General features: G+C 66.6%; 13 protein-coding genes. 10 read left to right on the top strand and 3 right to left on the bottom strand.

What is annotated here, in order from left to right:
- Positions 1-1427: 1427 nt before the first annotated feature.
- The 5 genes from mdoH (at position 1428) to hemC (ending at position 7399) form a co-directional block, all read left to right on the top strand.
- A complete protein-coding gene (gene mdoH / locus OZ10_RS14250) occupies positions 1428-3365 on the top strand; it encodes a glucans biosynthesis glucosyltransferase MdoH (RefSeq protein WP_039415158.1) in 1938 nt (645 codons plus the stop codon).
- A gap of 171 nt (positions 3366-3536) precedes the next feature.
- A complete protein-coding gene (locus OZ10_RS14255; protein ID WP_039415156.1) occupies positions 3537-4205 on the top strand; it encodes an alpha/beta hydrolase in 669 nt (222 codons plus the stop codon).
- 5 nt (positions 4206-4210) lie between these two features.
- Positions 4211-5263, top strand: a complete 1053-nt coding sequence (locus tag OZ10_RS14260) for a sensor histidine kinase (protein ID WP_039415154.1) — start codon at positions 4211-4213, stop codon at positions 5261-5263.
- A gap of 30 nt (positions 5264-5293) precedes the next feature.
- Complete coding sequence (locus tag OZ10_RS14265; protein ID WP_039415151.1) at positions 5294-6025, top strand: LytR/AlgR family response regulator transcription factor; 732 nt, start codon at positions 5294-5296, stop codon at positions 6023-6025.
- 459 nt (positions 6026-6484) lie between these two features.
- Positions 6485-7399 carry a hydroxymethylbilane synthase gene (gene hemC, locus OZ10_RS14270; protein ID WP_039565521.1) on the top strand — a complete coding sequence of 305 codons (915 nt, stop codon included), beginning with the start codon at positions 6485-6487 and terminating at the stop codon, positions 7397-7399.
- 396 nt (positions 7400-7795) lie between these two features.
- Here hemC and OZ10_RS14275 read toward each other — a convergent pair whose 3' ends face one another.
- Positions 7796-8596, bottom strand: coding sequence for a DUF481 domain-containing protein (locus tag OZ10_RS14275; protein WP_039415146.1), 801 nt, complete (start codon positions 8594-8596; stop codon positions 7796-7798).
- Positions 8597-8974: 378 nt separating this feature from the next.
- On the opposite strand from OZ10_RS14275, the gene OZ10_RS14280 reads away from it, so the two are divergent.
- On the top strand, positions 8975-9940 hold the full coding sequence (locus tag OZ10_RS14280; protein ID WP_039565524.1) for a helix-turn-helix transcriptional regulator: 966 nt from the start codon (positions 8975-8977) through the stop codon (positions 9938-9940).
- A 227-nt stretch (positions 9941-10167) separates the two neighbouring features.
- On the opposite strand, the gene OZ10_RS14285 is transcribed toward OZ10_RS14280, so the two are convergent.
- Positions 10168-10737, bottom strand: a complete 570-nt coding sequence (locus OZ10_RS14285) for a lipocalin family protein (RefSeq protein WP_039415704.1) — start codon at positions 10735-10737, stop codon at positions 10168-10170.
- A 615-nt stretch (positions 10738-11352) separates the two neighbouring features.
- Between OZ10_RS14285 and OZ10_RS14290 the strand changes: the two genes are divergently transcribed.
- Complete coding sequence (locus OZ10_RS14290) at positions 11353-11664, top strand: hypothetical protein (protein ID WP_039414866.1); 312 nt, start codon at positions 11353-11355, stop codon at positions 11662-11664.
- A gap of 69 nt (positions 11665-11733) precedes the next feature.
- On the top strand, positions 11734-13827 hold the full coding sequence (locus tag OZ10_RS14295) for a prolyl oligopeptidase family serine peptidase (RefSeq protein WP_039565526.1): 2094 nt from the start codon (positions 11734-11736) through the stop codon (positions 13825-13827).
- Between the two features lie 284 nt (positions 13828-14111).
- On the opposite strand, the gene OZ10_RS14300 is transcribed toward OZ10_RS14295, so the two are convergent.
- Positions 14112-15296, bottom strand: coding sequence for a pyridoxal phosphate-dependent aminotransferase (locus OZ10_RS14300; RefSeq protein WP_039414856.1), 1185 nt, complete (start codon positions 15294-15296; stop codon positions 14112-14114).
- A 109-nt stretch (positions 15297-15405) separates the two neighbouring features.
- Between OZ10_RS14300 and OZ10_RS14305 the strand changes: the two genes are divergently transcribed.
- Both OZ10_RS14305 and OZ10_RS14310 read left to right on the top strand, forming a co-directional pair.
- Complete coding sequence (locus OZ10_RS14305; protein ID WP_039565529.1) at positions 15406-17520, top strand: S9 family peptidase; 2115 nt, start codon at positions 15406-15408, stop codon at positions 17518-17520.
- A gap of 564 nt (positions 17521-18084) precedes the next feature.
- Positions 18085-18483 carry a YbaN family protein gene (locus OZ10_RS14310; protein ID WP_039565531.1) on the top strand — a complete coding sequence of 133 codons (399 nt, stop codon included), beginning with the start codon at positions 18085-18087 and terminating at the stop codon, positions 18481-18483.
- Positions 18484-18511: the final 28 nt, after the last annotated feature.

Raw genomic sequence — 18511 nt, forward strand, 5'->3', positions numbered from 1 at the left:
CATCCATGCCGCCAAGGGTCCCGCGACGGTGGGCGGGCAAGGACCAGTGGAGATGGTCGGTCCGCATGGATCTCAACAGCGACTCGCAAGCTGGCTGCCCGGTGACCTTTGCTCTTCGACAAAACCACCAACCAACTGTCTGGCGTGGTGTCCTTGCCGATTGCGGGACCGTGTGGCGGCATGGATGCCGCCACCGAGCCCCCATGGACGGGTTTACGGCGTGTCCCGCGAGCGGTGAGGGCACCGCGCCCTCGACCAGACTTGAAGACAGCCGAGCGATCACGATGCGCACAGCGCATGGGTCTCAACCTGATTGTTCACTACGAACAGATCAGGCGGAGAGCTGATCATCTGCGCCTTTGCTGCAGGGCCCTTGCCCGCCCACCATCGCGGGACACGCTGCAAGTACGTCCATGTAGCTCCGTAGCGGCATCCATGCCGCCAAGGGTCCCGCGACGGTGGGCGGGCAAGGACCAGTCGAGATGGTCGGTGTGCATAGATTTCAACAGCAACCAGCACACCGTGCGACGCGGTGTCTTTGCTTTTCAACAAAACCGCCAGCCAACTTTCTAGCGTGGTGTCCTCACCGATTGCGGGACCGTGTGGCGGCATGGATGCCGCCACCGAGCCCCCATGGATGGGTTTACGGCGTGTCCCGCGAGCGGCGAGGGCACCGCGCCCTCGACAGACTTGAAGATAGCCAAGCGATCGCGAGACGCACGATGCAGTCGTCGCTGCCTGATTGCCCAATTACTGGTAGACCAGGCAGAGAGCGGACCGTGTGCGCCGTTGCTGCAGGGCCCTTGCCCGCCCACCATCGCAGGACACGCCGCAAGTACATCCCTATAGCTTCGTGGCAGCATCCATGCCGCCACAGGGTCCGGCGACGGGGGCGGGCAAGGACCAGTCACGATGGTCGGTGCGCTGTGTCTGCAGTCGGTGCGCAGTGGTTTCAACAATCAGCCGACCAGCCACGCTTCAACGTCTGGCTTGACCGCATCCAGCGGCCCGACGCCAAGGCCCCGTCGCTGCAACCGATTGCGCCTCATGGCACGCCACTTGCAGTCTTGCGGTATGACAGCCCGGCCACCAGCCCGTGACAGCGCGTGGGCCAGGCTGCAATCTGTTGGGGTTGCGTTCGGTCGTCACGTCGTAGTCTGCCGCGCGGTCCTCGTCGGGAGGGGCGAAGACTGCACAATGGCCTTCGCTTCCTTTAACGGTCGATTCTTTAGGATGAGCCGCGACGTTGCGTCGCCGCCAGGAGAGTTTGTGCATCGGAGTGGTTTCATAGCTGCCAACACTGCGACCTGGTCGCACGCCGCCGGGCACGTCCTGCATGCGGTGCACCTGGCAACGTCGCTACGCGTTGCGGGGATGGACCTCCCGCATCAGCCCTTACTGCCGCCAGCGTGCGGCGGGCAGCCTTGATGGACGGCACCGTGACTCTTCCCCCCGCACCAACCGCAGTCTCTTCCGTTTCCGCCCTCGATGCCGGCCAGCCTACGCTGCCGCCGGAAGCGCCCTTGGCGATGCCCGAACAAAGCCTGCGCGAAGGCAGCCTGCAGGTTCGCCACCAGCGCACCTCGCCGGTGGGCATCGGTGTGCGCCGCTTCTATCTGATTGGCGGCACCTTCGCCACTACGGCCATTGCGGTATGGGTGATGCTCAGCGTGCTGTGGCCCGACGGCATCAGCGTGCTGGAAGGCTGCCTGCTCGGCCTGTTCGTGCTGTTGTTCGCCTGGATCGCCATGTCGTTTGCCAGCGCGGTGGCCGGTTTCGTCACCGTGGTGGCGCGCGCCGGGCGCAAGCTCGGCATCGACCCCGAGCAGCCGCTGCCCACGCTGCGCTCGCGCACCGCGCTGCTGATGCCGACGTATAACGAAGACCCGCGCCGCCTGCTGGCAGGCCTGCAGGCCATCTACGAATCGGTGGCCGAAACCGGCCAGCTGGAGCACTTCGATTTCTTCGTGCTCAGCGACACCACCCGCGACCACATCGGGCGTGCCGAAGAACTGGTCTACAAAGAACTGTGCGACCGCGTCGAGGGGCACGGCCGCATCTTCTACCGCCGCCGCGCCGACAATGCCGCGCGCAAGGCCGGCAACGTGGCCGACTGGGTGCGCCGTTTCGGTGGCAGCTACCCGCAGATGCTGATCCTGGACGCCGACAGCGTGATGACCGGCGACACCATCGTGCGGCTGGTTGCCGGCATGGAAAACAACCCGGACGTGGGCCTGATCCAGACCCTGCCGGCCGTGGTCAATGGCCAGACCCTGTTCGCCCGCATGCAGCAATTCGGCGGCCGCGTGTACGGGCCGATCATCGCCTTCGGCGTGGCCTGGTGGCATGGCGCCGAGAGCAACTACTGGGGCCACAACGCCATCATCCGCACCCAGGCCTTCGCCGATCATGCCGGCCTGCCGTCGCTGCGCGGGCGCAAGCCGTTCGGCGGGCATGTGCTCAGCCACGACTTCGTCGAAGCGGCGCTGATGCGCCGTGGCGGCTGGGCCATGCACATGGTGCCGTACCTGCAGGGTAGCTATGAAGAAGGCCCGCCCACGCTCACCGACCTGCTGATCCGCGACCGCCGCTGGTGCCAGGGCAACCTGCAGCATGCCAAGGTGGTCGGCGCCAAGGGCCTGCACTGGATCAGCCGCATGCACATGCTGATCGGCATCGGCCATTATTTCACCGCGCCGATGTGGGGCCTGCTGATGCTGATCGGCATCGGCATTCCGCTGGCGGGCGGCGGCATCGATCTGGCCGGCAACCTGCCGTTCTCGCCGGCGCGCTACTGGCACGGCAGCAGCCAGGGCAATGCGATCTGGATCTTCGTCTGCACCATGTTCGTGCTGCTGGCGCCCAAGCTGCTGGGCTATATCGCCCTGCTGCTCAACCCGCGCGAACTGCGCGCCTGTGGCGGCGCCATCCGCGCCATGCTGAGCATCCTGCTGGAAACCGTGCTGGCTGCCTTGATGGCGCCGGTGGTGATGTACCTGCAGTCGCGCGGCGTGTTCGAAGTGCTGGCCGGCAAGGATTCCGGTTGGGACGCCCAGGTGCGCGACGACGGCAAGCTGTCGTGGCCGGCCTTGCTGCGTAGCTATGGCGGGCTGACCGTGTTCGGCCTGTTCATGGGCGCGGTGGCCTACACGGTGTCGCCGTCGCTGGCGGCCTGGATGGCGCCGGTGATCGTGGGCATGGCGTTGTCGATCCCGGTGGTGGCGCTGACCTCGCTGCGCCGTTCCGGCCTGGCGTTGCGCCGTGCCGGCATCTTCTGCATCCCCGAAGAACTTGACCCGCCCAAGGTGCTGGTGCGTGCGTCCGAGCTGCGCCGCGCCGCGGCGCTGGAACCCTCGCTGATCTGAGTGCCCGCAGGGGCGATCCGCCACAGCGGACCGGCGCGTGCCCCGGCGCGCGCGCCGATCGCTGCAGACCCATATGCCCGCTTCCGGTCCTGCGCTGCGGCGGTCCGGCCCTGGCGTGATCGGGCCGATCCGGCGCGCAGGGCATAATGCCCGGCCCCCAAGCGGAGCTGGATGATGCTGGAAGTGATCGAACGCGAGACCGGACCGAACCCGCAATGGAGCGTGCTGTGGCTGCACGGGCTGGGCGCCGATGGCAGCGATTTCGCCCCGATGGTGCCGGAGCTGGTGCGCCCGCAATGGCCGGCGCTGCGCTTCGTGTTCCCGCATGCGCCGATCCGCCCGATCACCATCAACAACGGCGTGCGCATGCGCGGCTGGTACGACATCGTCGGCATGGATTTCGCCCAGCGCGCCGACAAGGCCGGCATTGCCGAATCGGTGGCCCAGGTCGACGCCCTGATTGCCCATGAGCAAAGCCGCGGCATCGCGCCTGAGCGCATCCTGCTGGCCGGCTTTTCGCAAGGCGGCGCGGTGACCCTGGCCGTCGGCCTGCAGCGCAGCGTGCCGCTGGCCGGGCTGATCGCCCTGTCCACCTATCTGCCGGATCCGGCCGCGGCCGCCAGCCAGTTGCAGCCGGCGGCCCTGCGCCAACCGCTGTTCATGGCCCATGGCACCGCCGACCCGGTGGTGCCGTTCGCGGCCGGCCAGGCCAGCATGCAGACCTTGCGCACGCTGGGCTTTGCACTGGAGTGGCACACCTACCCGATGGGGCACCAGGTCTGTCTGGAAGAGATCGAGGCCCTGCGCGACTGGATGCAGGCGCGCTTCACCGCCGCCTGAGCCCAATGGCCCAGCGCGCGCCACAGATCGCCTGGATGCCGGACCTGTGCCGGCTGCCCCGGCTGGGCGCGATGCTGGGCCTGGCCGAACTGGTGGTGCTGGTGGTGACCCTGGTGCCCGACGCCGGCGCCGCGCGCGGTATCACCCTGTCGCGCTTCATCTCGGCCAGCGGCCTGGCGCTGTGGCTGGCCCTGGCGGTCAGCGTGCTGCTATGCGTGTTGCGGCCCTGGTTGTCGCGCTTGCCGCCCAGGCTGGGCGGGCTGGCCGCGCTGTCGATCGCCGCGGTCGTGGCGATGCTCGGTGCCGGGATCGTGCACGGCCTGTACGCGGTGCTGGACCAGGCCCCGCTTGGCCGCCTGGTCGGCTTCTGGCGGTTCACCCTGGGCAGTGCCGCCACGGTGGTGCTGATCACCGCGCTGGCGCTGCGCTATTTCTACGTCAGCGACCGCTGGGAGGCGCAGGTGCAGGCCAACGCGCGCGCCGAGGCCGATGCCCTGCAGGCGCGCATTCGGCCGCATTTTTTGTTCAACAGCATGAATCTGATCGCCAGCCTGCTGCGCCGTGACCCGGTGGTGGCCGAGCAGGCCGTGCTGGACCTGTCGGACCTGTTCCGCGCCGCGCTGGGGGCCGGCGAGGGCCTGTCCACCCTGCGCGCCGAATGCGAACTGGCCGAACGCTATCTGGCGATCGAATCGCTGCGCCTGGGCGAGCGCCTGCAGGTGCGCTGGCACCGCCAGGAGCCGTTGCCCTGGGAACTGCCGATGCCGCGCCTGGTGCTGCAACCATTGGTCGAAAACGCCGTGCTGCATGGCGTGTCGCGCATGCCCGAGGGCGGTACGCTGTACCTGTCGTTGCGCCAGCGCGGCAACCAGCTGCAGATCCGCATCGTCAACCCCGCCCCGCAACCGGGCACCCAGTTGCCGCTGCTGGCCGGTGCCGGCCACGCCCAGGCCAGCATCTCGCACCGGCTGGCGTTCCAGTTCGGGGCGGGGGCACGGATGGCGGCCAGCTGGACTGAAGGCTACTATGCCTGCGAGATCACATTGCCGCTGCCGTGAGGGGAAAGTCACTGCAGCGAGGGGGAGCCCATGACGGCCACGCAAGTGCGGGTGCTGATCGCCGATGACGAGCCACTGGCGCGCGAGCGCCTGCGCATGCTGCTGGCCGAGCATCCGCAGGTCGAGGTGATCGGCGAGGCCGAAAACGGCGCGCAGGTGCTGCAGCAGTGCGAACACCTGCACCCGGATCTGGTGCTGCTGGATATCGCCATGCCCGGGGTGGACGGGCTGGAAACCGCCCGCCTGCTGCGGCAACGCCAGCCGCCTCCGGCGGTGGTGTTCTGCACCGCCTACGACCAGCACGCGCTATCCGCCTTCGACGCGGCCGCGCTGGATTACCTGATGAAGCCGGTGCGCCCGGAACGCTTGGCGTCTGCGCTGGAAAAGGTGGCCACCTTCCTGGCCGGCCGCGCGCCCAGTGCCGCGCAGGCCCCGCTGCGCACGCATTTGTGCGCCCGTCTGCGCGGCAGCCTGCGGTTGATCCCCGTCGGCGACATTCGTTACCTGCAGGCCGAGGAAAAGTACGTCATCGTCCATCACGCCCGGGGCGAAGACCTGATCGAAGAGTCGCTCAAGTCATTGGAGGACGAATTTGCCGACCGTCTGGTGCGCATCCATCGCAACTGCCTGGTCGCTCGCGACGAACTGGTGGAACTGCGCCGCAGCAGCGATGGCCAGGTGCACGCAGTGCTGCGCAACGTGCCGCAGCCCCTGGAAGTGAGCCGCCGTTGCGTGGCCAGCCTGCGCGAACAACTGCGCTAGCGCAGGTGGATCGCAGTGGGCCGGCTGGAGCAGCACGGCACGGAGCAGCGGGCGATGGCGGGTGGAGCTGTGCCGCAGCAGTCATCGACGGCGCACGCGGTGTAGCGCAACGTGGCGCAGCTGCTGGAAGTGCGGCGACGCAGCGTAGCCAGACTGCGCGAACGACTGCGCCAGAGCAGGCCAATCGCCGTGGGCCGGATGGAGCGGAGCGTACGCGCAGACACGGTGCGCCGCTGACGGCGGACGAGCGAGTCCTTCGCCGAAAGATGACGCTGCCACCGCCGGAATCTGCTCCGCGGTCTCGGGCGTCATCGGTTGCACCGCTCTAGCGCTGATCTCTCCATGTGCCGCAGGCTGGCGCCAGCCTGCGGCGCCGCGCGCTGGCGGCCATGCCGTCGCCTCAGTCCTTCTGTTGCGGGGTGTGTATGAGTTACGCGCCGGCTCCGCGATAATGGGTGGATGACCACGCTCCGCATCGCTACCCGCAAGAGCCCGCTCGCCTTATGGCAGAGCGAACACGTCGCCGCCGCGCTGCGCCAGCACCATCCCGGCCTGGAGGTTACGCTGGTGCCGATGAGCACCCGCGGCGACGAGGTGCTGGACCGCTCGCTGGCGGCGATCGGCGGCAAGGGCCTGTTCCTGAAGGAGCTGGAGCTGGCCATGCTGCGCGGCGAGGCCGACTGCGCGGTGCATTCGCTGAAGGACGTGCCGATGGAGCTGGACGCCCCATTCGTGCTGCCGGCGATTCTGGGCCGCGGTGATGCTGCCGATGCGCTGGTGTCCAACCTCTACGCAAGCCTGCAGGCCTTGCCGCTGGGCGCACGCGTGGGCACCTCGTCGTTGCGTCGCCAGGCGCAGCTGCGCGCCGCGCGCCCGGATCTTGAGCTGATCGACCTGCGCGGCAACGTCAATACGCGTCTGGCCAAGCTGGATAACGGCGGCTACGACGCCATCGTGCTGGCCTGTGCCGGCCTGCAGCGGCTGGGTCTGGATGCGCGCATCAGTGCGCGATTGGACGCGCCGGAATGGTTGCCGGCTCCGGCGCAGGGCGCAGTGGCGGTGGAGTGCCGTGGCGACGATGCGCGTGTCCACCGTCTGCTGGCGGTGCTGGACGCGCCCGCCACCCGCGTCTGCGTGGAAGCCGAGCGCGCGATGAACCGCGCGTTGCACGGCAGCTGCCACGTCCCGGTGGCAGCATTCGCCCGCTGGGAAGGCGAAGGCCTATACCTGCAGGGCATGGTCGGCAGCGCCAGCGACGGACGCCTGATCCACGCCGATGCCCATGGCAGCGCTGCAGAGACAGAAGACCTCGGCCGCCGCGTCGCGCAGGGCCTGTTCGACAAGGGTGCCGCGCAGCTGCTGGCCGAGCTCTGACCCGGGCCCGGAAACAGACATCTGCCTCGTAGGAGCGGCCCTGGCCGCGAGGGGCGTTACCGCGGTAAAGCCCTCGCGGCCAGGGCCGCTCCTACAGGGGCGCAGTTGCGGATTCGAACGTGGGACCGATCGACCACCGCCTCGGCCAGGCCTATCCGGCAGGGCGCCGCTCTTCGTAGGAGCGGCCTTGGCCACGAGGCTTCACCGGGAAAGCCCTCGCGGCCAGGTCCGCTCCTACAGGGCGCAGTTGCGGATTCGAACGTGGGACCGATCGACCGCCGCCTCGGCCAGGCCTATCCGGCAAGTCGCCGCTCTTCGTAGGAGCGGCCTTGGCCGCGAGAGGCTTCACCGGGAAAGCCCTTCGCGGCCAGGTCCGCTCCTACATTTGCGGGTTGTTTACTTGAAGGTATAGACCAGGTTGACCGTAGTCAGCGTGTCGGTCTTCTTGTCGCCATCGCTGACTTCGCTGTTATGGCGCATCTGCCAGGCCGCCTTCAGCGCGAAATGCGAGTTCATGCTCACCTGCACGCCGAAGTCGTTCTGCGCATAGGTGTTGTATTCGCCCGATTCCACCAGCAGCGTGTTGATCAGGTCGGTGTTGTCGGTGACGGTGTACTTCAGGTCGAACAGGCCGCGCCCGATCAGGCCGGTCTCGTTGCGGTCCTCGTCGCTGTTGTGTGCGCGGCGGATACCCGGGCCCACCTGCGCGTCCAGATAGAACCGGTCGGCGTTGATCAGGCGTGTGCCGTAGCCGATGCCGAAGGTGGCCAGGCGATCGTAGGTAGCGAAGTCGTCGTGTTCATAGCGGCCGGTGGCGGTGAGTTGGCGGTGTTCGCCCAGCTGCAATGCGCTGCCGGCGCTGCCGGTGTAACGCTCGGCGGTGGTCTGGCGCTCGCGCGTGGTGCTGCCGTCGTCATTGGTGTTGGTGTATTCCGAGCTCGAGCGCAGCGCGGTGGCATCCAGGCTGTGGATCCAGTCGCCGTCGGTATAGCGCAGGCGGATGCGGCCGTTCAGGCTGTCGGTGGTGCTGTTGCCATGCGCGGCGGCGTAGCCAAGCTCGCCGCTGCTGCCGCCCCAGGGCGATGGCATCACCGCCGCGGCGGGGTCCACCGGCGTTGGTGCAACTGCCTGGGCCCAGACGGCGGGCGTGATCAACAACAACGGCAGCAAGGCAGACAACGGGGCACGGCGGGACATGGGCGGCTCGCTTGAGGGCAGGGCAGGAGGGTGGAAGCGATTTCATGATAACGGACTGTGCGGTCCGTCATAACCGGGTGAACGCCACGCTTCATTGGCGGTTGGGATGCTGGTGCGTGCGTTTCGCTTGAGCTCGGCATACGGGTTTGGTTGCCGCCACGCTGCTGGAACCCACCACGGTGCCCGCAGCACCTGTGCCTGGATCCCTGGCACCGGGCCATGGTTGGATCGCGCTGCCACCAAGCTCGCACGCCAGCCGCCAGAAGGCGCGTCTGCCGGCAGCGCCTCCAGCACACCACGCGCCCGCGGGCACCCGCCGCACCACGGCACAGGTGCCACGCTCACCCCGTCGCGCGAAGACTCGGACATAATCGGCGCATGGACCGCTATGAACGCATCAACTCCCTGCATCGCTTGCTCAAATCGGCGCGCTACCCGGTCACGGTGGCGCGGCTGCAGGATGAGCTGAGCTGTTCCCGTGCCACCGTGTACCGCGACCTGGCGTTTCTGCGCGATGCGCTGATGGCGCCGGTGGAAGGCGATGGCGAATCGGGCTTCCGGTATCTGTCCGGCGAGAGCGATCGGTTCGAACTGCCCGGCCTGTGGCTGAGCTCGGAAGAGCTGCACGCGCTGCTGGCCTCGCAGCAGTTGCTCGCACGCACCGGTGGCGGTGTGCTGTCCTCGATGCTGGCGCCGCTGCAGCAACGCATCGAAGGCCTGTTGGCCGCCCAGGCGGGCGTATCGCAGTGGCCAGTGGATCGGGTGCGGGTGATTCCGCACCGCGGCCGCAAGCTGGACGAAGCCAGCTTCCGCACGGTGGCTTCCGGCGTGCTGGAGCGCAAGCAGCTGAGCTTCGATTACCGCGCGCGCTCCACCGACGAGTCGACCAAGCGCACCGTGTCGCCGCAGCGCATCACCCATTACCGCGACAACTGGTACCTGGATGCCTGGGACCACGGCCGCGACGGCGTGCGGAGCTTTGCGGTGGACCGCATCAACCACGCGCGTCTGCTCGATGCCGCGCCGCGCGATGTGCCCGACAGCGAGCTAGATGAGCAGCTCGCGGCCAGTTACGGCATCTTTTCCGGCGCGCCCAAGGGCTGGGCGACCATCGTGTTCAGCGCCAAGGCCGCGCGCTGGGTGGCCGACGAACATTGGCATTCCAAGCAGCAGGGCCGTTTCATGCCCGATGGCCGCTACGAGCTCAGATTGCCGTACAGCAATTCGCGCGAATTGCTGATGGACGTGCTGCATTACGGGTCGGACGCTGAGATCGTCGAGCCGGTCTCGCTGCGCGAGCAGGCCAAGGCGCTGCTGTCGCTGGCATTGAGCAACTACGACTGAGCCAGACTGGACGCCTCTGCGCAGGCGTCTTGTGCACCTGTTGGGCGGCTCGCTAGCGACATCCAGGGTCACGGGCCATCTCTTCAACGCAGGCACGCTGCTGACGGGGTTCGCCCGCGCGCGGCGCCGGTAGCCGGTGCCTCCGCCACTGTGCGTGCACGCCACGCGCGGACGATGCACTCGCTGCACAGAGACAGGCTTGCTGCCGCAGCGTAACGGCAGCCGGCTTAGCGCTCGTTCGGCACTTCAAAGCCCAGGCGGCCCACCTGTTCACGCAGCTGCGGCACCCGCTTGAGTTTGTCGGTGTAGATGGAATAGTCGTCGCGCATCTTGTTGACCAGGGTGCGGTACTGGTCGCGGCTCATGTCCGGCTTGCGCGCGAAGATCCAGGCCAGGTCGCGGCCGGGGTAGGAGATCAGCATCCAGGAACCATCCGGTGCGATTTCCAGGATGCGTTGCTTGGCCGGGATCACCTTGTAGAACCACACCCGCCAGTCGCGATTGCCGCTCTCTGCATCCACCGACGCGCGTGCGTTGACTTCCTTTTCCGGCTCGCTGAAGCCTTCGCGATACAGATAGCGCACCGCCACCTTGCCGTCTTCGACCAGGGTGTATTCGTCGCGGCTGGTCACGTGGCCGCGCTCGACCGCGTTGGGCATGCGCGCAATCACATACCAGGTACCCATGATCTTGGACAGATCGATCGCCGGCTCGGTGGTGGACGTGTCCCTGGCATGCGCCACGGGCAGGCCGAGGACGAGCAGGAAAGCGAGGGCGATCGTAACGGTCAGGCGCATCGCAACATCACAAAGGAGCGGTAGGTGCAGCACACTACCGCATGCAGGGGGCAAGTTCGCGTCAACGGTCGGGCCTGGCGCGCGCCACCGGCCCAACGGCAGCCGCTGGCGCCCCGAACGGCGGGTGACGCGTAGGCAGCGAGTACTGGTCAGTCCGGCCAAGGACATTGCTGCGCATGGCTGGAACAACGTCGCGGTGCCCATGCCGCGTTGACGGGGCCGCATATCGTGCTGCGGTGGCGAGGTGCGACGTTGGACAGGCGTCCTAGCTGGCCGATCGACGCATTGAACGCGCATCGGTGCCGTCGGCTACCTTCTCGCTGACAGGCCAGCGCTGCCGCATCTCGGCAATGCGACGGGGCGGTGCGAATGGCGTTGCCCCAAGCGCGCGAGTGTCCGAACCCCGGACCCCGAATCCCCGCCAGCCCACCCGACGCGCCCACGATCGCCACATGCCGCCGCCGAACGGCGCCGACCAGCCGTCCGCCGCCGCCCAGGCCCCGCGCAGCACCCGCCCCAGCGCCTGGAGATCCCAGTATCCAGGTCGCAGTCGGTGAGATGGACGCAGGCAATGCTGCGCGCCTGTTCCGATCCCTTCTGCCACGGAGTGCCGCCATGTCGCATCGTTCTTCCCGTCTTTCCGAACGCCCCGACCCGCGCGTGCTGCGCCCGGTCCGGCAGATCGCCCTGGCCGGGCTGGCCCTGGTGCTGGTGTGGCCGGCCGCGCGCGGGCACAGCGCGTGGATCGGCTGGCTGCCGCTGTGGCTGGTAGGCATGCCGATGCTGGCCTGGTGGAGCCTGCACCGGTTTGCATTGCCGACGCTGGCGCGTCCGTGGGCACGAAGGGCCGCGCCGCGCCGACGCGGCCCGCAGGCGCAGCGCCGGCGGGTGGCTTCGCGGGCGGCGGCTCCGGCGCGCGCGGCCTGACCTTCGGCAGGGGAGGGCCGGCGAGGCGCTGTGCTAGGTTTTGCGGCATTGGTTTTTCCGGAAAAATACATGCCCAAGTTCGCCTCGATCTGCCTGGTTGCCGGCCTGATCACCGCTGGCGCCGTCTCTGCAGAGGAAACCGCTGTGTCCAACGACCCCTACGCCTGGCTGGAAGATGTCACCGGCGCCAAACCGCTGGACTGGGTCAAGGCCCAGAACGCCAAGACCGAAGCGCGCCTGGCCACGACGCCGGCGTTCAAGCAGATGGAAACCAGCATCCGCGAGGTGCTGGATTCGGACGCCAAGATCCCGGGCGTGCAGAAGATCGGCGCGTACTACTACAACTTCTGGAAGGACAAGCAGCACGAGCGCGGCCTGTGGCGGCGCACCACGCTGGACGAATACCGCAAGCCGGCGCCCAAGTGGGAAACGGTGCTCGACCTGGACGCGCTCAACAAGGCCGAGGGCGAGAACTGGGTCTGGCACGGCGCCGACTGCCTGCGCCCGGAGTACCAGCGTTGCCTGATCGCGCTGTCGCGCGGCGGCGCCGATGCCGATGTCACCCGCGAGTTCGACCTGGGTAGCAAGCAGTGGGTCAAGGATGGCTTCTTCCGTCCCGAGTCCAAGGGCGGGCTGGGCTGGATCGACCGCGACACGGTCTATGTTTTCACCGATTTCGGTGCCGGCAGCATGACCAGCTCCGGCTACCCGCGCATCGCCAAGCGGTGGAAGCGCGGCACCCCGCTCAGCGCCGCGGCGGTGGTGTACGAAGGCAAGCCGACCGACATGTACATCGCGGCGATGCACGACGACACGCCCGGCTTCGAGCGCGATTTCGTCAGTCGCACGCTGGCCTTCTACAACGACGAGCTGTATCTCAAGGGCGCCGACGGCAAGCTGGTCAAGGTGGACGTGCCCAATTCGGCCAGCAAGGCGGTCAAGCGCCAATGGCTGACGCTGGAGTTGCGCGAGCCGTGGACGGTCGGTGGCAAGACCTACAAGGCCGGCTCGCTGCTGGCCACGCGCTTTGACGACTTCATGGCCGGCAAGCGCAGCTTCGATGTGCTGTTCGAACCCACCGAGACCACCTCGCTGGCGGGCGTGGCGTGGACCAAATCGCACCTGGTGTTGAACGTGCTGGAAGACGTCAAGAACCGCCTGAGCGTGGTCACCCCGTCGCAGGACGGCTGGAAGAAGAGCGCCTTCGTCGGCGCGCCCGCGTTCGGCACGGTGGATGTCAGCGCGGTGGACAGCGACGACAGCGATGCGCTGTGGCTGACCGTCACCGACTACCTGACGCCCACCACCTTGTCGTGGGTCGAGGTGGGCAGCGCGCCGCAGCCGCTCAAGACCATGCCGACGTTCTTCGATGCCGGCAAGGACAGCATCGAGCAGCACTTCGCCACCAGCAAGGACGGCACCCGCGTGCCGTACTTCCTGGTGCGCCCGAAGGATCTCAAGCTCGACGGCAGCACGCCGACGTTGCTATACGGCTATGGCGGTTTTGAGATTTCGATGACGCCCAATTACTCCGGTGGCCTGGGCCGCGCCTGGCTGGAAAAGGGGGGCGTCTACGTGGTGGCCAACATCCGCGGCGGCGGCGAATACGGCCCGCGCTGGCACCAGGCCGCGCTCAAGCAGAACCGCCACAAGGCCTATGAAGACATGGCCGCGGTGGCCAAGGACCTGGTGGCGCGCAAGATCACTTCCACCAAGCACCTGGGCGTGCAGGGCGGCAGCAACGGCGGCCTGATGACCGGCAACATGCTCACCCAGTATCCGGAGCTGTTCGGTGCGGTGGTGGTGCAGGTGCCGCTGCTGGACATGAAGCGCTACAGCCACCTGCTGGCCGGCGCCTCATGGATGGCCGAATACGGCAACCCGGATACCGACGACTGGAAATTCATCCAGACCTTCTCGCCGTACCACCTGTTCGATGCGAAGAAGACCTACCCGCCGGTGATCTTCCTCACCTCCACCCGCGATGACCGCGTGCACCCGGGCCACGCGCGCAAGATGGCGGCCAAGATGATCGAGGCCGGCAAGGACGTGACCTACTACGAGAACATCGAAGGCGGCCACGGCGGCGCAGCCAACAACGCGCAGGCTGCGCATATGGCGGCGCTGGCCTACAGCTTCCTGTGGGAGCGGTTGGCCGACTGAGTTGGTCTTGGAAGCAAGTCCTCAACTTGATCTGCTTTTTTATGTGTTGCGTTGAACCAAGCCCTGGGCCGAGTGGTCCAGGGCTTTTTGTTATTTCCTTCTCCCGCCGGGAGAAGGTGCCCGAAGGGCGGATAAGGGTACGGTCGCACGCACAAGGAGGTGTTCCTGAGCGCAAAAAGTAAAAGCGCAGAGCCTGAAAAAAGCTGCTTTTATCGACCGCAGTGAGCGATGTTGCGGCTGAATGCCGCTACAGCGATGAGCCGTGCGAAACGCGCGTTATGTGATCAAAAATGCTTCAACCCACGCGCGATCCGCTCCACCGCCTGCTCCAGGCGTGGCAGGCTCTGCGTGTAGGCGATGCGTACGTGCTGGTTGGCGCGGTGGAAACCGAAGTCGATGCCGGGGGTGAAGGCCACATGTTCGGTTTCCAGGAAGTGCGCGCAAAACGCCTGTGCATCGTCTGAAAATCCGCTGATGTCGGCATAGAGGTAGAACGCGCCTTGCGGTTCGACGGCGATCGTGAAGCCTAGCTCGCGCAGGGCGGGCAGCAGGTAGTCGCGACGTTGCTGGAACTGCGCGCGGCGCGCTTCGAAGATAGCGATGCTGTCCGGGGTGAAACACGCAAGCGCCGCGTGCTGCGCAATGGTGGAGGCGCTGATGTAGAGATTCTGCGCGAGTTTCTCCAGCTCCGGCACCGCGTCGGGCGGCGCGATCAGCCAGCCCAGCCGCCAACCGGTCATGCCGAAGTACTTGGAAAAACTGTTCAGCACAAACGCACTGTCGTCCACTTCCAGCACGCTGTGTGCGTCCAGGCCATAGGTCAGGCCATGGTAGATCTCGTCCACCACCAGATGCCCGTCATGTGCACGCACGGCATGCGACAACGCGGCCAATTGATCGTGTGACAGCACGCTGCCGGTGGGGTTTGCCGGCGAGGCGACCAGCGCACCTACGCTGTCGGTGTTCCAGCACGCGTCCACCAGGGCCGGGGTGAGCTGGTAGTCGCTGTCGGGCCCCACAGGCACCAGCTGCGCGGCACCTTCGACCAGGCGCAGGAAGTGCCGGTTGCACGGGTAGCCGGGGTCGGCGAGCAACCAGTGCTTGCTCGGGTCCACCAGCAGGCTGCTGGCCAGCAGCAGCGCACCGGAGCCGCCGGGGGTGACCAGGATGCGTTCCGGGTCGACGGTGCAGCCGTAGCGTTGTGCATAAAACCCGGCAATCGCCTCGCGCAATGCGGGCAGCCCGCGTGCGGCGGTGTAGCGGGTATGCCCGGCGGCCAAGGCAGCCTGCCCGGCAGCCACGATCGGCGCGGCGGTGGTGAAGTCGGGTTCGCCGATTTCCAGGTGGATCACATCGTGACCTGCCTGTTCGAGTGTGTTGGCGCGGGCCAGCAGCGACATCACATGGAATGGGGCGATGTCCTGGCTGCGTCGGCTGTACCCGGCCGCGGGCGAAAGCGTTGAGTTCATTGCGAAGATGATAGGCCAGCATGACCTAGGACACATGACGTCCGTCGACGGGCTCTTCCACACTCGGGCGCTGGGATGGCATTGCGTTCATCCGACGGACCCCAATCTGATGAAACCTGTCCTGACCTTGTTGATCGCCAGCCTGATGACCACAACCGCATCCTCTGCACTTGCCGCTCTCCCCACGCCGCCAGACGTCGCCAGGCACCCGCATGTGGTCAAGGCGCCGTTCGGTGCGACCCGCAACGACGACTACTACTGGCTGCGCGACGACAAGCGGCAGGACAAGGCGATGCTGGCCTACCTCAACGCCGAGAACGCCTACACCGATAAGGTGATGGCGCCGCTCAAGCCGCTGGAAGATGCGCTCTACGGCGAGATCGTCGGGCGCATCAAGCAGGATGATGCCAGCGTGCCGTATCGCGAGCGTGATTATTGGTATTACACCCGGTTCGAGGCCGGCAAGGATTACCCGATCCAGGCGCGCCGCAAGGGCAGCATGGAAGCGCCGGAAGAAATCCTGCTGGACGTCAATCAGATGGCGCAAGGCAAGGGCTACTTCAGCGTGGGCGAGGCGGAGGTCAGCCAGGACAACCGCATTCTTGCCTGGGCGGACGATGCGATCGGCCGCCGTCAGTACACGATCCGTTTCAAGAACCTGGACACCGGCGAGATTTATCCGGATACCGTGGAAGGCGTTGCGGCCAACCTGGTGTGGGCCGATGACAACAAGACGGTGTTCTATGTCGAAAACGACCCGGAGACACTGCTGACCGTCCGGGTCAAGAAGCATGTGCTGGGCACTCCCGCCAAGGACGATGTGCTGGTCTACGAGGAAAAGGACGACAGCTTCTACATGGGCGTGGGCCGCACCCGCGACGACAAGTACATCACCATCGGCGTGGAAAGCACGGTGTCCTCCGAAACGCGTTACGCATTGGCGGCCAAGCCGGACACCTTCAAGGTGCTGGCCAAGCGCGAGCGCGATGTGGAATACAGCGCAGAACACTTCGATGGCCGTTGGGTGATCCGCACCAACGCCGATGGCGCCGAGAACTTCAAGCTGGTGACTGCACCGACCGACGCGACCACGCGTCAGCAGTGGACCGACTGGGTGGCGCACGACGAGAGCGTGTATATCGAAAACTTCGAGTTGTTCGACGGCTTCACCGCCATCGAAGAACGCTCCGGCGGCCTGGAGCGTGTACGCCTGCTCAAGCGCGATGGCAGCCATGAATACGTCAAGGCCGATGAGTCGGCATATTCGATGGGCCTGTCGGTCAATCCCGAGCCGGACACCGCGGGGCTGCGCTACAGCTACACCTCGTTGACCACGCCGGCGACCACCTACGAACTCAATACGCAGACCGGCGAACGCAAGCTGCTCAAGCAACAGCCGGTGATCGGCTACGACCCGGGCAAATACGTCACCGAGCGGGTCTGGGTGACCGCGCGCGACGGCGTCAAGGTGCCGGTGTCGCTGGTCTACAAACAGGGCTTCAAGAAGGACGGCACCGCTGCGTTGTTCCAGTACGCCTACGGCAGCTATGGCATGTCCACCGACCCGGCGTTCAATCTGCCTGCAGTGAGCCTGCTCGATCGCGGCGTGGTGTATGCGCTGGCGCATATCCGTGGCGGCCAGGAGATGGGCCGCAAGTGGTACGACGATGGCAAGTTGCTGCACAAGAAGAACACCTTCAACGATTTCATCGACGTCACCCGCGGGCTGGTGGCGCAGGGGTACGTCGCCAAGGACCGGGTTGCGGCGTCCGGCGGCAGTGCCGGTGGGCTGTTGATGGGCGCGGTGGCCAACATGGCGCCGCAGGACTACCGCGTGCTGGTGGCGCAGGTGCCGTTTGTCGATGTGGTGACCACCATGCTCGACGCCAGCATTCCGTTGACCACCAACGAATACGACGAGTGGGGCAACCCGGAAGAGAAGGATTACTACGATTACATGCTGTCGTACTCACCGTACGACAACGTGCGCAAGCAGGCGTACCCGGCGATGTTCGTGGGCACCGGCTTGTGGGATTCGCAGGTGCAGTACTGGGAGCCGGCCAAGTGGGTGGCGAAGTTGCGCGATGACAATACCGGGACGCAGCCGATCGTGTTCCGCACCAACATGGAGGCGGGGCACGGTGGCAAGTCCGGGCGTTTCCGGCGCTACCGCGAGCTGGCCGAGTCGTATGCGTTCGTGCTGGATCAGCTGGGCGTGAAGTGATCTGCGGGGCAAAACGACGCAACTGAGACTGCGGCATGCTTCCTTCTCCCGTCGGGAGAAGGTGCCCGAAGGGCGCATGAGGGAAAGGTTGCGCAAAGCCATTGCAGCGATGCGATGACACGCGCCGTCTGAAGTCGTGAGTCCAGCCTTGAAGGCAGGGCTTGAGATCAAGCGTGGTCGAGGGCGCCGTGCGCGGGTGACCCGTGTTTGGCAAAGGTCACCTCACCAGAGCCGCTGTCGCTGGACGTGATGACGTCCTGCGCTTTTCCGCACGGGGCACTCTGCCGAGCTCGCAGCGCTCAGACGAGGGCGCTCCCGCGGCCGCACGCGGCTGCCATGCTCGCTCGCGGTCAGGTGGCGTGCTGACACATGGCAAGGCACGCGCAACAGCCATGCGTGACGGTAGCGCTGGCAGCGCTCGGCCTGGCGCGCGTCGGGCCGTGTGGCCGGAAGGCGCTGGCGCGATTCAATGCGATGCGCCGGCACCTCGGGTGGGGACAGGCAGGACGCGCGCCTTGGCTGCGCTGGAGAGACCGTGGCCCGCTGTGGTCGTATCATTTGGCCATGACGCGACCGAACCGATTCCGCTGGGCCTGGTGGTTGCTGGCCTACGCCAGCCTGGCCACCGGCATCGTCGGCATCTTCGTGCCCGGGTTGCCGACCACCGTGTTTATCCTGATCTCTGCCTGGGCGGCGTCGCGTGGCTCCGAGCGCCTGCATGCGTGGTTGCTGTCGCATCCCCGCTTCGGGCCGGCGATCGTGGAATGGCAGACCTATCGCGCGGTCAGCCGCAAGGCCAAGTGGATGGCGACGCTGACCATGACGGTGTGCGCCGGGATCATGCTGTGGTGCGTGCCGGTGTTCTGGGTGAAATGCCTGTCGATCGGCAGCATGGTGGTGGTGGCGATCTGGCTATGGCTGCGTCCGGAGCCGCCGCCGCGGACGATGCCGGCACCGCAGTGAGCGCACACGGCAGTCAGGGTGTTCTGGC

The sequence above is a fragment of the Xanthomonas cannabis pv. cannabis genome (assembly GCF_000802365.1).
Taxonomy (GTDB): domain Bacteria; phylum Pseudomonadota; class Gammaproteobacteria; order Xanthomonadales; family Xanthomonadaceae; genus Xanthomonas; species Xanthomonas cannabis.

Bases quoted from the DNA above. Each gene is read 5' to 3' on its own strand.
- mdoH (WP_039415158.1), top strand. From the start codon at position 1,428: ATGGACGGCACCGTGACTCTTCCCCCCGCACCAACCGCAGTCTCTTCC.
- OZ10_RS14255 (WP_039415156.1), top strand. From the start codon at position 3,537: ATGATGCTGGAAGTGATCGAACGCGAGACCGGACCGAACCCGCAATGG.
- OZ10_RS14260 (WP_039415154.1), top strand. From the start codon at position 4,211: ATGGCCCAGCGCGCGCCACAGATCGCCTGGATGCCGGACCTGTGCCGG.
- OZ10_RS14265 (WP_039415151.1), top strand. From the start codon at position 5,294: ATGACGGCCACGCAAGTGCGGGTGCTGATCGCCGATGACGAGCCACTG.
- hemC (WP_039565521.1), top strand. From the start codon at position 6,485: ATGACCACGCTCCGCATCGCTACCCGCAAGAGCCCGCTCGCCTTATGG.
- OZ10_RS14275 (WP_039415146.1), bottom strand. From the start codon at position 8,596: ATGTCCCGCCGTGCCCCGTTGTCTGCCTTGCTGCCGTTGTTGTTGATC.
- OZ10_RS14280 (WP_039565524.1), top strand. From the start codon at position 8,975: ATGGACCGCTATGAACGCATCAACTCCCTGCATCGCTTGCTCAAATCG.
- OZ10_RS14285 (WP_039415704.1), bottom strand. From the start codon at position 10,737: ATGCGCCTGACCGTTACGATCGCCCTCGCTTTCCTGCTCGTCCTCGGC.
- OZ10_RS14290 (WP_039414866.1), top strand. From the start codon at position 11,353: ATGTCGCATCGTTCTTCCCGTCTTTCCGAACGCCCCGACCCGCGCGTG.
- OZ10_RS14295 (WP_039565526.1), top strand. From the start codon at position 11,734: ATGCCCAAGTTCGCCTCGATCTGCCTGGTTGCCGGCCTGATCACCGCT.
- OZ10_RS14300 (WP_039414856.1), bottom strand. From the start codon at position 15,296: ATGAACTCAACGCTTTCGCCCGCGGCCGGGTACAGCCGACGCAGCCAG.
- OZ10_RS14305 (WP_039565529.1), top strand. From the start codon at position 15,406: ATGAAACCTGTCCTGACCTTGTTGATCGCCAGCCTGATGACCACAACC.
- OZ10_RS14310 (WP_039565531.1), top strand. From the start codon at position 18,085: ATGACGCGACCGAACCGATTCCGCTGGGCCTGGTGGTTGCTGGCCTAC.